The sequence below is a fragment of the Nonomuraea sp. NPDC004354 genome, assembly GCF_053602555.1.
This window is the reverse complement of record NZ_JBSGDV010000003.1, coordinates 13217-27066: the sequence shown is the minus strand read 5'-3', so window position 1 is coordinate 27066 and position 13850 is coordinate 13217. Positions and strand designations below refer to the sequence as shown.

At 69.4% G+C, this 13850-nt stretch carries 10 protein-coding genes; 4 read left to right on the top strand and 6 right to left on the bottom strand.

The genetic code is table 11. The annotated features are described in order from the left end of the window. Positions 1-47: 47 nt before the first annotated feature. A complete protein-coding gene (polX, locus tag ACWENQ_RS10855; protein ID WP_452413847.1) occupies positions 48-1730 on the bottom strand; it encodes a DNA polymerase/3'-5' exonuclease PolX in 1683 nt (560 codons plus the stop codon). 125 nt (positions 1731-1855) lie between these two features. Between polX and ACWENQ_RS10850 the strand changes: the two genes are divergently transcribed. Continuing rightward, positions 1856-4393 carry a M14 family zinc carboxypeptidase gene (locus ACWENQ_RS10850; RefSeq protein WP_452413845.1) on the top strand — a complete coding sequence of 846 codons (2538 nt, stop codon included), beginning with the start codon at positions 1856-1858 and terminating at the stop codon, positions 4391-4393. A 233-nt stretch (positions 4394-4626) separates the two neighbouring features. Here ACWENQ_RS10850 and ACWENQ_RS10845 read toward each other — a convergent pair whose 3' ends face one another. Continuing rightward, the gene (locus ACWENQ_RS10845) at positions 4627-4794 is read right to left on the bottom strand and encodes a hypothetical protein (RefSeq protein ID WP_452413844.1); all 168 of its coding nucleotides are present in this window, start codon (positions 4792-4794) and stop codon (positions 4627-4629) included. A gap of 128 nt (positions 4795-4922) precedes the next feature. On the opposite strand from ACWENQ_RS10845, the gene ACWENQ_RS10840 reads away from it, so the two are divergent. Further along, positions 4923-7019 (top strand): outer membrane protein assembly factor BamB family protein, encoded by a 2097-nt coding sequence (locus ACWENQ_RS10840; RefSeq protein WP_452413842.1) that lies wholly within the window; start codon positions 4923-4925, stop codon positions 7017-7019. 171 nt (positions 7020-7190) lie between these two features. Here ACWENQ_RS10840 and ACWENQ_RS10835 read toward each other — a convergent pair whose 3' ends face one another. The 3 genes from ACWENQ_RS10835 to ACWENQ_RS10825 form a co-directional block, all read right to left on the bottom strand. Next, entirely contained in the window at positions 7191-7766 is a 576-nt protein-coding gene (locus tag ACWENQ_RS10835; RefSeq protein WP_452413840.1) for a hypothetical protein, read from the bottom strand. A gap of 119 nt (positions 7767-7885) precedes the next feature. Beyond that, the gene (locus ACWENQ_RS10830) at positions 7886-9511 is read right to left on the bottom strand and encodes a serine/threonine-protein kinase (RefSeq protein ID WP_449927593.1); all 1626 of its coding nucleotides are present in this window, start codon (positions 9509-9511) and stop codon (positions 7886-7888) included. 172 nt (positions 9512-9683) lie between these two features. Next, the gene (locus ACWENQ_RS10825; RefSeq protein ID WP_452413839.1) at positions 9684-10088 is read right to left on the bottom strand and encodes a hypothetical protein; all 405 of its coding nucleotides are present in this window, start codon (positions 10086-10088) and stop codon (positions 9684-9686) included. Positions 10089-10196: 108 nt separating this feature from the next. On the opposite strand from ACWENQ_RS10825, the gene ACWENQ_RS10820 reads away from it, so the two are divergent. Beyond that, entirely contained in the window at positions 10197-11273 is a 1077-nt protein-coding gene (locus ACWENQ_RS10820) for a class I SAM-dependent methyltransferase (RefSeq protein ID WP_449927743.1), read from the top strand. Here the strand turns inward: ACWENQ_RS10820 and ACWENQ_RS10815 are convergent. After that, positions 11263-12288, bottom strand: coding sequence for a zinc-dependent alcohol dehydrogenase family protein (locus tag ACWENQ_RS10815; protein ID WP_449927599.1), 1026 nt, complete (start codon positions 12286-12288; stop codon positions 11263-11265). The two genes, ACWENQ_RS10820 and ACWENQ_RS10815, sit on opposite strands and share 11 nt — an antisense overlap. Positions 12289-12447: 159 nt before the next feature. On the opposite strand from ACWENQ_RS10815, the gene ACWENQ_RS10810 reads away from it, so the two are divergent. Then, a complete protein-coding gene (locus ACWENQ_RS10810; RefSeq protein ID WP_452413837.1) occupies positions 12448-13833 on the top strand; it encodes a glutamate--cysteine ligase in 1386 nt (461 codons plus the stop codon). Positions 13834-13850 lie beyond the last annotated feature (17 nt).

Here is a 13850-nt window from a genome sequence, read left to right as displayed (position 1 = left end):
GCGGATCGCCACCAGGATGACGTCGCCCCCCATCCGCCACGCGCGGCTCAGCGGCCGAGGAACGCCAGCAGCCTGTCGATCGGCCACGTATTGATCACGTCGTCGGGCGTCAGCCACGCCCGCTGCGCGATGCCCACGCCGAAGCGCTGGTTGCCCAGGTGCGGGATGGCGTGGGAGTCGCTGTCGATGGAGAACTTCACCCCGTGGTACTTGGCCAGCCGTACCAGGTCGGCGGGCAGGTCGGAGCGGTCGGGGAAGGAGTCGATCTCCATGGCCGTGCCGGTGCGGGCCGCCGCGCGGAAGACCGCCTCCCAGTCGGCGTCGACGGGCTGCCGCTTGCCGATCTTGCGGGTGGTGGGGTGGCCGATGACGTCGACGTGGGGGTTCTCGCAGGCGGCGATGAAGCGCCTGGTCATCTCCTCGCGGCTCTGGGTGAAGTGGGAGTGGACCGAGGCCACGCACACGTCGAACTGGCTCAGCACCTCGCCCGGCCAGTCGACCGAGCCGTCGGGCGCGATGTTGAGCTCGGTGCCGTGCAGCAGCCGCATGCCGGGGTAGGCGTCCTGCAGCTTCCGCAGGGCGCCGCGCTGCTCGATCGCCTTGTCGAGCGTCATGCGCTGCATCGCCAGGTCGGGGGCGTGGTCGGTGACCGCGTAGTAGGCGTAGCCGAGCGCGTGGGCCGCCGCTACCATCTCCTCCAGCGAGGCGATGCCGTCGGTGAGGTCGGTGTGGGTGTGAAGGTCGCCCCGCAGATCCTCAAGGGTGACCAGCGCGGGCAGTTCGCCGCGCAGCGCCGCCCGCACCTCGCCGCCGTCCTCGCGCATCGTCGGCGGCACCCACTGCATGCCGAGCGCGGCGTAGATCTCCTCCTCGGTCTGCGCCGCGATCACCCGCTCGCCCTCGAACAGGCCGTACTCCGACAGCTTCCAGCCCTTCTTCACCGCCATCTCGCGGATGGCGACGTTGTGCTCCTTGGAGCCGGTGAAGTAGATCTGCGCGGCCCCCCACGACTCGGCCGGCACCCTGCGCAGGTCGATCTGGATGCCGCTGGTCGTGCGCACCGAGGTCTTTTTGTCGCCGGCGGCGATCACCTCGGCCACGTACGGCTGCGCCCGGAACTCCTCCATGATCGACTCGGGCGCCACGGCCAGGATGTCGATGTCGCCGATCGTGTCCTTCATCCGCCGCAGCGACCCCGCGTAGGCGATCCGCTCGGCGCTCAGGCTCGCGATGATGCTCTCGGCCAGCGACATCGCCACCCCGATGTGGACCCGCCGCCCCGCCTGCTCCAGCTGCTCGATGCCCTTGACCAGGTTGGCGAGCGTCTTGGGCCCCAGCCCCTTGACGCCGTCGAGCCGCCCCGCGCCGATCGCCTCGGCCAGCGCCGCCGGGGAGTCGATGCCGAACTCCTCGAACAGCATGATCGCGGTCTTGGGGCCGAGCGTCGGCACCCTGGTCAGGCTCCGCACCCCCGCGGGCACCCGCTCGCGCAGCGCGTCGAGCTGGCGGAAGCTGCCGCGCTGCAGGAACTCCTCCATCTTCAGCGCGATCGCCTCGCCCACGCCCGGCACCTTGCGCACGTCGACCTGCGCGATGTCGTCGGGGAACCCGGCGATCGCCTTGGCCGCCTTCTGGTAGCTGCGCACGCGGAAAGCGTCGCCACCGGTGAGCGCGAAGAGCTCCGAATACTCCTGAAGGGCGGCTGCCGCCTCGTCGTTAGCCCGTGCCATGCGCCCCAGCGTAGGGGAGCGCTCTGACACTTCCAGATCACGGATCGGCCTGAATTGAATGTCGCCCCTTGTGTCAGGTCAGGTGCGTTCAGTACGAACGGATCTGAACTATCTGGAGGAACTTCGTGCGCTTACGTGTTCTGATCCCTCTGCTGTCCGTTCTGCTGCTTCCCTCCGGTACGGCTGCCGCCGACCCCACGCCACCCGTCAGGGACTTCGGCAACGGGGCCGACCGCAACGAAGAAGCCGCCGGAGTGGGGCGGTCCGCAGCCGAGTCCGCCAAGACCCTGCGTGACGTCGCGCCCGAGCTGACCTGGCGCGCCGACCGCAGCCGCGGCTACCCCCGCACGAACACGCTGCCGATCCCGCCGGAGAACCCCGCCGACGCCTCCATCAAGCTCGGGCTCGTCCCGCACCACGCCATCGCCGCGAGGCTCAACCGGCTCCAGGCCGTCGGCGACAGGGTCAGCGCCGAGGTCGTGGGCCGTTCGGCGGGCGGGCGCGAGATGTACCTGGTCACGGTCACCGCCCCCGAGAGCGCCGCCGAGACGCGCAGGCAGGAGCGGCTGCGCCGGCAGATCGCCGAGGGCAGGCAGGTCGACGCCAGGCGGTACAAGGCGCCGGTCTTCGTCAACGGCAACATCCACGGCAACGAGTGGGAGGGGACCGACGCCAACCTGCGCGTCATCGAGGAGCTGGCCACCAGCACCGAGCCCCGGATCAAGGACCTGCTCGAGCGCACCCGCCTGTACTTCAACATCACCGCCAACCCCGACGGCCGCGTGCTCGGCCAGCGGCCCAACGCCGACGGCTTCGACCTCAATCGCGACTTCGTCACCGCCTCCCAGCCGGAGACGCGGGCGATGCGCCAGATCATGATCGACAACCAGCCGGTCGTCATGATCGACCTGCACGGCTACGTCAACGGCACCCTGGTGGAGCCGACCACCCCGCCGCACGGCGCCAACTACGAGTACGACCTGTTCATCAAGAACGCCTACGCCAACGCGCTGGGCATCGAGCAGGCCATCCTCGCGCTCGGCTACACCCCTGAGAAGGACGGCACGTTCCCGCCGCAGATCCCCTTCCGCGACTCCGCCGAGGGCTGGGACGACTGGCCGCCGATCTTCACACCGCAGTACGCCCCCTTCCACGGCGCGGTCGCCTCGCACACCATCGAGTTCCCCATGCGGGTCAACGGCAGCGAGTACACCAACCAGCCCGTGGCCGAGCTGCAGCGCCGCAGCCGCATCAACGTCGACATCGCCGCCGCCGCGATCAGGGCCACCTACACCTTCGTCCAGAACAACAGGGAGAAGCTGGTCGCCGACCAGATCGAGGTGTTCAGGCGGGGCGCGGCGGGCGAGCCGTCCAGGCAGGTGCCGCTCGGCATCGTGCCGGGCTTCGGCCCCGAGGACGTCTACAACACCACCTACCCGCGCGCCTACGCCATCCCCGCCTCGGGCCCGTCGGCCGCGCGCCTGGTCGACCACCTCATCGCCAACGACGTGCGGGTCGACAGGGCGCTGCTGTCCTTCCGCGCAGGCGGCAGGACCTACCCGGCCGGCACGTACGTCGTGGACCTGCGCCAGCCCAAGCGCGGCCTGGCCAACGTCATGCTGGAGGCGGGCGCCGACATCAGCGGGCGGGTCGACGCGATGTACGACATCTCCGGCTGGAGCCACGGCCTGCTGTGGGGCGCGACCGCCGACCCGGTCGCCGACCGGCGCTTCCACGTGGCGTCCGTGCCGGTCAAGGTCGCCTCTCCCACCGGCGACGTGCCGCGCGGCGGCGGGCCGCTCGCGCTGAAACTGGACGACGCCAAGGCGGTGCGCGCGCTCAACGACCTGCTCGGCCAGGGCGTGGCCGTCACCCTCGCGGCCGACGGCAGCGCGATCGTGCCGGCCTCGGCGCGCCAGGCCGCCACCACCGCCGCCGACCGGTACGGCGTGCCGTTCACCAGGGCCGCGCAGACCACGGGCACCCCGCTGTCCAGCGTGCGGATCACCGCGGCCGCCTCCGCCGACGAGCTGTTCACGCTGCGCGAGATGGGCTTCGCCGTCACCCCCGTCTCGACCACCGTGCTGAACGCGGGCTTCGACTGGAGCGGCACCGACGTGCTGTACGTCTCCAGCGGCCTGTCGTTCCCGGCGCTCAACCCCCAGGCCAGGGCGGCGCTCGAGGCATTCCTCGCCAAGGGCGGCGTCGTCACCCGGGGCAGCACGGGCGCGAACTTCAACGCCGCGGCCGGGCTGCTGACCGTGACCGCCGTGGCGGGCCGCGGCGACGCCAACGGCGTGGTCAGGATGAACGCCGCGGGCTCCACCGGTCCTGGCGCCGTCGGCGCGGGCTCGCCCGCGCACTCCTTCGTCTACTCGCCACGCTGGTTCACCGCGCTCGGCCCCGAAGTGAAGGTCGAGCAGTCCTATGCCGCCGACGGGCCGCTGGTGTCGGGCCACTGGCGGGCCAACCCCGACGGCAGCGGCGGTCCCGAGGCCGCGCGCGGCCAGGCGGCGGTGGTCAGCGGCAGGGACGAGCGGGGCGCGGCCGTGGTGCTCTTCGGTACCGAGCCGATGTTCCGAAACCACCCCAAGGGCCTGTTCCCGCAGGTGGCCAGGGCGCTGTTCTGGACCTCCGCGTCGGCGAAGGTCCTGACCCCGTAGACGGGCTGCGTGGGCGTCCCCCCTCGCCCACGCCGCACACCGCGAGAGCCGGGCCGTACCCCCCTGACGGCCCGGCTCCCGCCTGTCCGGGGGCACCCGGCATGACGGCGTCCCGCATGCCATCCGCCCCGTGAGCCCGACGCCGGGAGGGCTGACGTGAGTGCGGCGGCAGGGTCAGGGCAAGCCGATCCACGCGGTGAGGACCGCTGGAGGATCCCCGCCGCGTGGGCCGGTCAGAGGCGCACCTCGCGCGGCCGGTAGGGCTCGGCCAGGAAGGCCGGCTCCTTGTCCGTCAGCTCCACCGCCACCGCCGCCACCGCGTCGTCGACGTGCCTGTCCTTGGTGGCGCCGATATCGACAGCCGTGCGCCACCCTGCGCATCGCCTGTTGTCTTCGATCACACGAGCCCTGGTTTTGGTGCTTCACATCGCCTTTGACTTGTTATCGCCTTCCACTGTGGTGATCCGGGCGTAGGAATAATGTGCTGCTCGAGTACACCTGGAATGCGGACGATGCCGAGGAGTGATGCATGGGGGTGTCCGAGGGGCTGCAGGCGGAAGATCCGCGGCAGGTGGGCCCGTACCGGATCGTGGCCCGGCTGGGCGCGGGCGGAATGGGCCGAGTCTACCTGGGGCGCTCAAAAAGCGGCCGGGCGGTGGCGGTGAAGGTGGTCCGGCCCGATCTGGCCGAGGATCGCGAATTCCGGCGCCGGTTCGCCCGTGAAGTGGCTGTGGCCCGTACGGTGAACGGCTTCTTCACCGCGGGCGTGGTCGCTGCCGACCCTCATGATTCACCGCCCTGGCTGGCCACGGCATTCGTGCCGGGGATGTCACTGGATGAGGCGGTAGCCGACCATGGGCCATGGCCGGAGGCGTCGGTGTTGGCGTTGGGAGCGGGGCTGGCCGAAGCGCTGGAGTCGATCCACGCCGCCGGCGTCGTTCACCGGGACTTGAAGCCGTCGAACGTGTTGCTGGCCGCCGACGGGCCCCGGGTCATTGACTTCGGGATCTCGGTAGCGGCCGAGGACAGCAGTCTGACTCAGACGGGCGTGGCCGTGGGAACTCTCGGGTTCATGTCTCCGGAGCAGTTGACCGGCGCCCCGGTGGGACCGGCCAGCGATGTGTTCTGCCTTGGGGCGGTGCTGGCGTTCACCGCCATGGGAAAGGGACCCTTCGGGACCGGCTCGTGGCAGATGCTGCTCTACCGTACCGTGTACCGGGAACCCGACCTTGCGGCGCTTACGCCCACGCTGCGGTCGGTGGTGGCGAGGTGCCTCGCCAAGCAGCCTGAACAGCGGCCAAGCGCGCCAGCCCTTCTGGATGAGCTGGCCGAGAACATCACCGGCGCATCCACCATCGTCGAGTTCTTCACCGAGTCCGCCTGGCTGCCCGACAATGTGGCACGGGTCGTACAGACCCACGTCGCCACACCGCCGCCCGCCACACCACCGCCACTTACGCCCTTCGGCCCGCACCGAACACTGCCGCTCACGGACACGCCTGGGGCTTCTGAAGCACAGGCCAAGCCGATCGTACAGCGGGCGGCGCAGCTCCCTGACAGTAACGCGCAGGCACATCAAGCCGCCAATCGCCCAACCGAGGGACTCGGCAGCCGTGGTCTGTCACGCCCCTCCAACGAAGGCAACCCCCGCCGAGAAGCAGCCGCAGACGGCCCGGCGGATGGCCGCACAGGGATATCACGCCGGACGGCCCTGCTCGGGCTTGCGGGCATTGGCGCCGCAGCGGCCGGCGTCATCGGCTCGCGACTCCATGATCAGCGCCCCTCCCTCGGTGCGCAGCAGTGGGCCTTCAGTACAGGCGGCAGGGTGCGCTCGTCTCCCACGATCGCCGACGGGGTGGTCTACATCGGCGACGAAGCCAACAAGCTGTACGCCGTCGACGCCACCACCGGACGCGAGCGCTGGTCCTTCGCCACCGGCGGCTCGGTGCACTCGTCTCCCGCGGTCGCCGGCGGGATGGTCTACGTCGGCAGCTACGATCACAAGCTGTACGCCGTCGACGCCACCACCGGACGCGAGCGCTGGTCCTTCACCACCAGCGACATGGTGTCCTCGTCTCCCGCGGTCGCCGGCGGGGTGGTCTACGTCGGCAACGAAGCCAACAAGCTGTACGCCGTCGACGCCACCACCGGAGGCAAACGCTGGTTCTTCACCACTGGCGACTCGGTGCGCTCGTCTCCCGTGGTCGCCGATGGGGTGGTCTACGTCGGTAGCTGGGACGACAAGCTGTACGCCGTCGACGCCACCACCGGAGGCAAACGCTGGTCCTTCGCCACCGGCTATTTGGTGCTCTCGTCTCCTGTGGTCGCCGGCGGGGTGGTCTACGTCGGCAGCCAGGATCACAAGCTGTACGCCGTCGACGCCACCACCGGACGCGAGCGCTGGTCCTTCACCACTGGCGACTCGGTGCACTCGTCTCCCGTGGTCGCCGGCGGGGTGGTCTACGTCGGCAGCTACGATCACAAGCTGTACGCCGTCGACGCCACCACCGGACGCGAGCGCTGGTCCTTCGCCACCGGCGGCTCGGTGCACTCGTCTCCCGCGGTCGCCGACGGAGTGGTCTACGTCGGCAGCAACGACAACAAGCTGTACGCCATCACCGCGTGATTCCGTGCCGGCCGAAGAATTTCGCGTCCGCGTCTTATCTGGCGACGGAGCGGCCGAAAGGACGCGTTCCCGTTCATCGGCCGATCGGAGCGACGCGCGTTTCCCGCTGGGATCCGGACGATTTCGGCCGGATCCCGGCGCACTTCATCGGAGTGTGGACATTATGATTTCTTACCCTTGTCCAGCTGCGGGCGTCGCGAATTTCGCCTCGTCGGCCACGAAGTTCAAGCAGGCGAGCGCCGAACTGCTCGTCTCGCTGAGGCCGCGCTTCGTATTCACCTCAACCCAGTTGCCCCGCTGGTTGTAGAGGTCTATTTCTTTCTGGAGTTCCTTGGCCTGGTTCTGCAGGGCAACCTTGATCGGATCGGGGATGTTCGGCTGCTTCAGGTCCTCCTCGGTCAGGTCCTTCATCTTCGTGAGCAGCGGCACCACTGCGGTGCTGCCGCTGTAGCCGGAAGACCTGAAGGGGTTCTCCGAGGCCAGTTGGGTATCGATGTGCTGGAACTCTGTGACGTGCTGGCAGCCGGCGACGTTCCTGATGTTGCACATGCCGGAAGCTGGGTTCCAACCCCCCTCGGCACCGTCCGTGCAGTAGGCCGGTATGTTCGCCGCCGACTTCCCGACGCCACTGCTGTTCACTGTCGACGTCCCGTCGCCACTGCCGAGAGCCGCCCACGCTCCTACCCCGATCGCCGCCGCGACCGCCACGCCGTAAGCGATCAGGACGAACTTGTTCTGCCGTGCCATGTCCACCCCTGTATATTCGTATGGTTGAGAAAAGCAGGACAATGAATGAAACGGCTGCTGAAGCCAGGTTCCGTTTCATCGGATTGATGGTCTGATCGGATTCCCGCGCCGGGCGCTCCTCACTCCCAGCAGAGTGAACCCAGATCCTTCGCGTCCTCGCTCAGCTGTCTCATGGCGAGCCTGGTGGCGTTGGTGTCGGGGGTACGTCCGGCCTCGATGTCGGAGAGTTGAGCGTCGAACGCGTCGGCCTGAGCGGTCAGGTCTCCGGCCATGTTGTGGATTTTCGCCTTGACCGCCGGTATCGTGGCGCGGCCGGCGAGATACGAGATCTGCCTGACACCATCACGCAGAGCCGCACTGGTAGCGTTCGCCTTGTCGGCCCGACCGCGATTGGAGTCGCCCAGTGCGATGGCAGACAGTCGCAGGGCGTTGCCAGCCGTCTGGACCGCAGCCGTGCACAAGCTCGCGTCCGGTCCGGGGCTGCGGCTGATGGTCGGTTCGGCAGTGGACGACGAACTGTCACCGCCGCTTCTGCTCGGCGTGATGTCCGCCGATTCCGCCCCTGTGTAGGGTGTCTCGGCGGCCTTCCCGCGGAACTGGGAAGCGACAGCGAAAGACAGCAGCCCGGCCATCCCGACGCCGAGCAGTGACAGTATGGGCCGCACCCAGGTACGCCTTGGACCGGTCTCTGTCAGCGGCGGCAGTGTTGCCGTCAGCGTGGGCGGCGGTGTGCCGTCCAGCATCCGTAGTACCGAGTCGACGCCGGGCCGGGTTTTCGGATCCTTGTCCAGCAGCGCGATGATCACCGGTGCCAGGTGCCCGGCACGGACCGGATCGTCCGGTTGCTCGTGGGCGATGGCGTGCATCGTGGGCAACATTGCGCCCCGCTCGAACGGGGAGACGCCGGTGGCCGCGTGGTACAAGGTCACCCCAAGCGACCATAGATCCCCGGGCGGACCTTCTACTCCATCCAACCGCTCGGGGGCGATGTAAGCGACCGTGCCGATGACGGCTCCGGTCTTGGTGATCTGGGTGTCGGCGTAGTGCTTGGCGATCCCGAAATCCGTGACCAGAACGTCGCCGCCGTCGGTGACCATGATGTTCGGCGGTTTGATGTCCCGGTGGATGATGCCGATGCCGTGTGCTGCCCCGAGCGCGGCAAGGACGCCCTGGGCGATCCGGTTGATCAGCGCGATGGGAAGACCGTCGGGCTCGGCCTCCAGTAACTCGGCAACCGACCGTCCACGGACGAGGCGCATCACCGTCCACGGCAGCCCGGCATGCTCGACGACATCGTGAACTGCCACGATGTTCGGATGCTCGCGTAGCGAGGCGGCGTGCTGTGCCTCTTTGCGGGCGTATGCGAGGACGGCCGGGCGGGTGGTGCTCGGGGTGTCCAATCGGACGGACTTGACCGCCACGTCGACGTTCAGGCTCAGGTCCCGGGCCTCCCATACCTCACCCATGCCCCCACTGCCCAGGCGCTTGATCAGTTCGTACCGGCCAGCGATGAGCGTGCCCGGTGAAGTCTCGCTCACCAAATCCGCGGCCCCGCCATGAGACTCGATATTGACTCCTGTCCGAGAGCGTAGCGTAAGGGCGAAGTCAGGTGTTTGAAAACGGTTCTGCTGACAATCCTTGCTCGACGTCGATTTGTCGGCGGGTTTCGGTCGCCGATCGACACAGGTCACCTTTGCCCTCTTAAAGGGCGTTTTGTTGCGAAAAGTGGTGAAAGGTGCCTTCATTCAACGGCTTCACCTTGGGCGACCGGTCCGGCATATCACTGATGGGTGACCGACGGAGAGATGGCCACCGTCTGTCGCAGCCTTCTCCGACGCGCCACCAAGGAGGGCCGAGGGTGCAGAGGGACGGAGCCTCATGCGTTCCCTTCTCTCCGCTCTGCCCCGGCGAGCTGGATCACGTCGTCCTGGTGGCGGTGGTTTCCGATCGTCTGGTGGTCTGTCTCGGTGATTGGGAGCGCGCGGGCGGCGCCGGCCGGGACCAGCCGAAGAGCCGCGGCCCGGCCGGCCGGCCGACGCGCGCCCCTGATCGTGCAATGAAAGTCCACGCCGGATCGGCGCTTGCGCGATGATCGTCAGATCTTCGGCCGGTGGGTGAGGTGGTGTGCCCTGGAGCGGATCGGCAGCTCAACGGGGCTTCCTCGACCAGGGTGACGCCGGCCTCCGCCGCCCGCCGGACGATCGGTTCGGCCTGCTCCTCGGCGAGCACCCACTCCCGCGCCGCGGGATCGCCGTAGCTCATCACGCCGAGGCGGATCCTGGAGACCTTGAGACCACTGGTGCCAAGACGTGCGTATTCCATGTTTGCCACCTTATGGGGAATGGTGCGCGGAAAAAGGATCAGAACTAGTCAGGAGAAATGCACATCTAACCCGGCAACGACTCGGGGGCATACACAGGTGAGGTGTCGATGGTCTCGGTCAAGCGCAAGGCAGCCAGGCTCCTTTTCGGATCCCGCTACGAGAAGGTGCCATGGGGACAGCGGGTCTACGTCCGTCCTGGTGAGAGGCTGATCCGCGAAGCGCAGTGGCGTATCAAGATCGCACGGGCGCGGACCGTGTCACTGGACGAATACCGGCGTGAGGTGCCGCTCGGCGAGATCGAGGAGTTCCTCTCCTGCATGATGTGCGGCGAGTCACGCCAGCAGCCGATGTACGAGCCGACCGGCGGGAACGGCTGGCGCTACCGCGTCGTGCGCTGCCCGTCGTGCGGCTTCCTCTACCGCAACCCCAACGTCAGGCCCGAACGGCTCGGCGACCTGTACGCCAACGCCTACAGCAGCTTCCTGACCGGCAAGTACGCCGAGAACAGGCAGCGCCGCTACACCCTCACCATGGACGCCTTCTCCCCGGTGTTCGACGACGGGAAGGGCAGGCGGCTGCTCGACTTCGGCTGCGGCGCGGGGCTGTTCCTCGAACTGGCCGAGCGGCGCGGCTTCGACGCCGTCGGGGTCGACCTGTCGCCCGACTCGGTCGAGCAGGCCAACGCGAGGCTGTCACGCGCCAAGGCCTACTTCGGCTCGCCCCAGGACGTGCCCGAGATCGCCAGGGGCGGGTTCGACGTCATCACGCTGTGGTCGGTGCTGGCGCACCTGCCCAGGCCGCTGGAGGACTTCGAGCGGTTCAGGGGCCTGCTGGCGCCGGGCGGGGTGCTGCTCATCCTCACGGTCAACGCCGGATCGCTGCTACTGAAGGCCTACGAGTCGGCGTGGAGCGGGTTCACCAAGAACCACCTGATGTTCTACTCCTCGCGGACGCTGCCGACGCTGCTGCGCCGTACCGGCTTCGCCGGGGTGTCCTACGCGCCGCACTACGGCGACACGATCGAGGCGGGCACCACGCAGCTGCCGGAGGCGATGCGCGCCCGGCTCAGGCACGCCGTGGACACCAGCGACGGCGGCAACATGATGCGCGCCCTCGCCTTCGCCGACGACAAGGCGGTCGAGACGTGGGGCGGCAGGCTGCCGATCCGCCGGATCAGGGCGTGATCATCGTCACGCCCGGCACCGACCCGATCGAGGCCAGCGCCTTGCCCGCGTCGGCGAGCCCGATCGTGCGGGTGACGAGCTGGTCGGGGTGGAGCGTCCCCGCCCTGATCAGCTCCAGCATCGGCCCGTAGGCGTGGGCCGCCATGCCGTGGCTGCCGAGCAGGCGCAGTTCGTGGGCGATCACCCGGCCCATCGGCAACGGCGTGCGCTCGCCGGGCAGCAGGCCCACCTGCACGTGGCGGCCCCTGCGGCGCAGGCTCTCGATGGAGGCGGCGGCCGCCGACGCGCTGCCGAGCGCGTCGATGGACAGGTGGGCGCCGCCCCTGGTCAGCTCCATGACCTGGGCGGCGGCGTCGCCCGACGAGGCGTTGACGAAGTGGGTGGCGCCCGCGAGCTCGGCCAGGTGAAGCGCCTCGGTGCTGATGTCGACGGCCACGACCCTGGCCCCCGCCGCCGTGGCGATCATGATGGCGGACAGGCCCACGCCGCCGCAGCCGTGCACGGCCACCCACTCGCCCGGCTTGGCCGCGCCGACGTGCGCGACGGCTCGGAAGGCGGTGGCGAAGCGGCAGCCCAGGGCGGCCGCGGTGGTGAAGGCCATCTCCTCCGGCAGCGCGATGAGGTTGACGTCGGCGTGGTCGATGGCGACGTAGTCGGCGAAGGAGCCCCAGTGGGTGAAGCCCGGCTGCGTCTGGCGCTCGCACACCTGCTGCTCGCCCGCCGCGCAGGACCCGCACGAGCCGCAGGCGCAGATGAACGGGACCGTGACCCTGTCGCCCTCGCGCCACTCGCGTACCTCCGCCCCGACCGCGGCGACCACGCCGGCCAGCTCGTGACCCGGTACGTGGGGGAGCGTGGTGATGTCGGGGTCGTGGCCCTGCCAGCCGTGCCAGTCGCTTCTGCACAGCCCCGTCGCGGCCACCTGGATCACCACGCCATGAGGGCCGGGGGAGGGGTCGGGCGCCTCCCGCAGGTCGAGATCGCCGCCGAACAGGTCGAACATCACCGCGCGCATCTCATGAGCTTAGAGTGAGCTCCCGCGATGCGCGCAAGGGCAGCTCCGGCGCCGGGCCGCCCGGAGCCGGGATCCGCCGCTCACCCGGGGCCGCCGCGGCGCGACGGGCCGCCCTCCGCGGTGAGGTGTGGAGCCTGGTCGCTCGGACAGTAGGGGGGCATGGGACAAGAGGTTGACAAGGAGCGGTTCTCCGAGGCCGAATACACGCGCTTCGCGGAACGCCTCAACGACCAGCTGGCCGAGCTGCGCCGGCTGCTCGATAGACCTGGTTTCGGTGCGGGCCCCACCACCATCGGTGCCGAGCTCGAACTCTTCCTGGTCGACGGGCGCGGACGGCCGCTGCCGCGCAACGCCGAGGTGCTGGAGCGGCTCGGCGACGACCGGCTGACCGTGGAGCTGGGCCGCTACAACGTGGAAGCCAACCTGACGCCGCTGCCGCTGGCGGGCCGCCCCTTCGAGCGGCTGGCCGACGAGATGCAGGAGCTGATCAGAGCCGTCGACGGCGCGGTCGGCGAACTGGCCGGCGGCGGGGCGGTGCCGATCGGCATCCTGCCCACGCTCGGCACCGGCGACTTCACGCAGTTGGCCATCAGCGACGAGGCCCGGTACCGGGCGCTGGCCCGAGGGATGCGGCGGCTGCGGCTCGAGCCGTTCATCGTCAGGATCGACGATCTCGAGCTGGAGGTGCAGGACGTCATCCTGGAGGCGGCCAACACCTCGTGGCAGGTCCACCTGCGCACGCCGGCCGCCGACTTCGCCAGGACCTACAACGGCGCCCAGCTCGCCATCGGGCCGGTGCTGGCCGCGTGCGGCAACTCGCCGTTCTTCCTGGGCAGGACCTTGTGGGAGGAGACCAGGATCGCGCTGTTCGAGGAGGCGGCCGACGACAGGGACATCGGCCGCCGCTTCCGCAGGGACGGCCGCGCCACCTTCGGCTCCGACTGGGTGCGCGAAGGGGCCTACGAGCTGTTCGAGCGGTACGCGCGCGACTACGAGCCGGTGATCCCCGCCCTCGACCAGGGCGGCGAGCTGGCCGAGCTCAGGCTGCACAGCGGGACGGTGTGGCAGTGGAACAGGCCCGTCTACGACCCCGTCGACGGCGGTCATCTGCGCATCGAGTTCCGGGCCCTGCCGGCCGGGCCGACCTGCGCCGACATGGCCGCCAACACCGCCTTCCTGCTGGGGCTGACGCTCGCGCTGGCCGAGCGGGACCTGACCGGGCAGCCGTTCGGCACCGCCTACCAGAACTTCTACCGCGCGGCCATGAACGGGCTGCACGCCAAGCTGACCTGGGAGGGCCGCGAGGTGCTCGCCGCCGACCTGGTGCTGTCGCTGCTGCCGGAGGCCAGGGCGGCGCTGCTCAGGGCCGGCGTCCAGCCGTCCGAGGCCGACCTGGAGATCATCGCCCAGCGGGTACGGCTCGGCCGTACCGGAGCGGTGTGGCAGCGCGAGGCCATGGCCGAGCTGGGCGGCGACAGCGAGGCGATGGTGCGGCGCTACTACGAGAACGCGCTAAGCGGCCAGCCGGTGCACATGTGGCGGTAACCGAACCAGAAGCCACT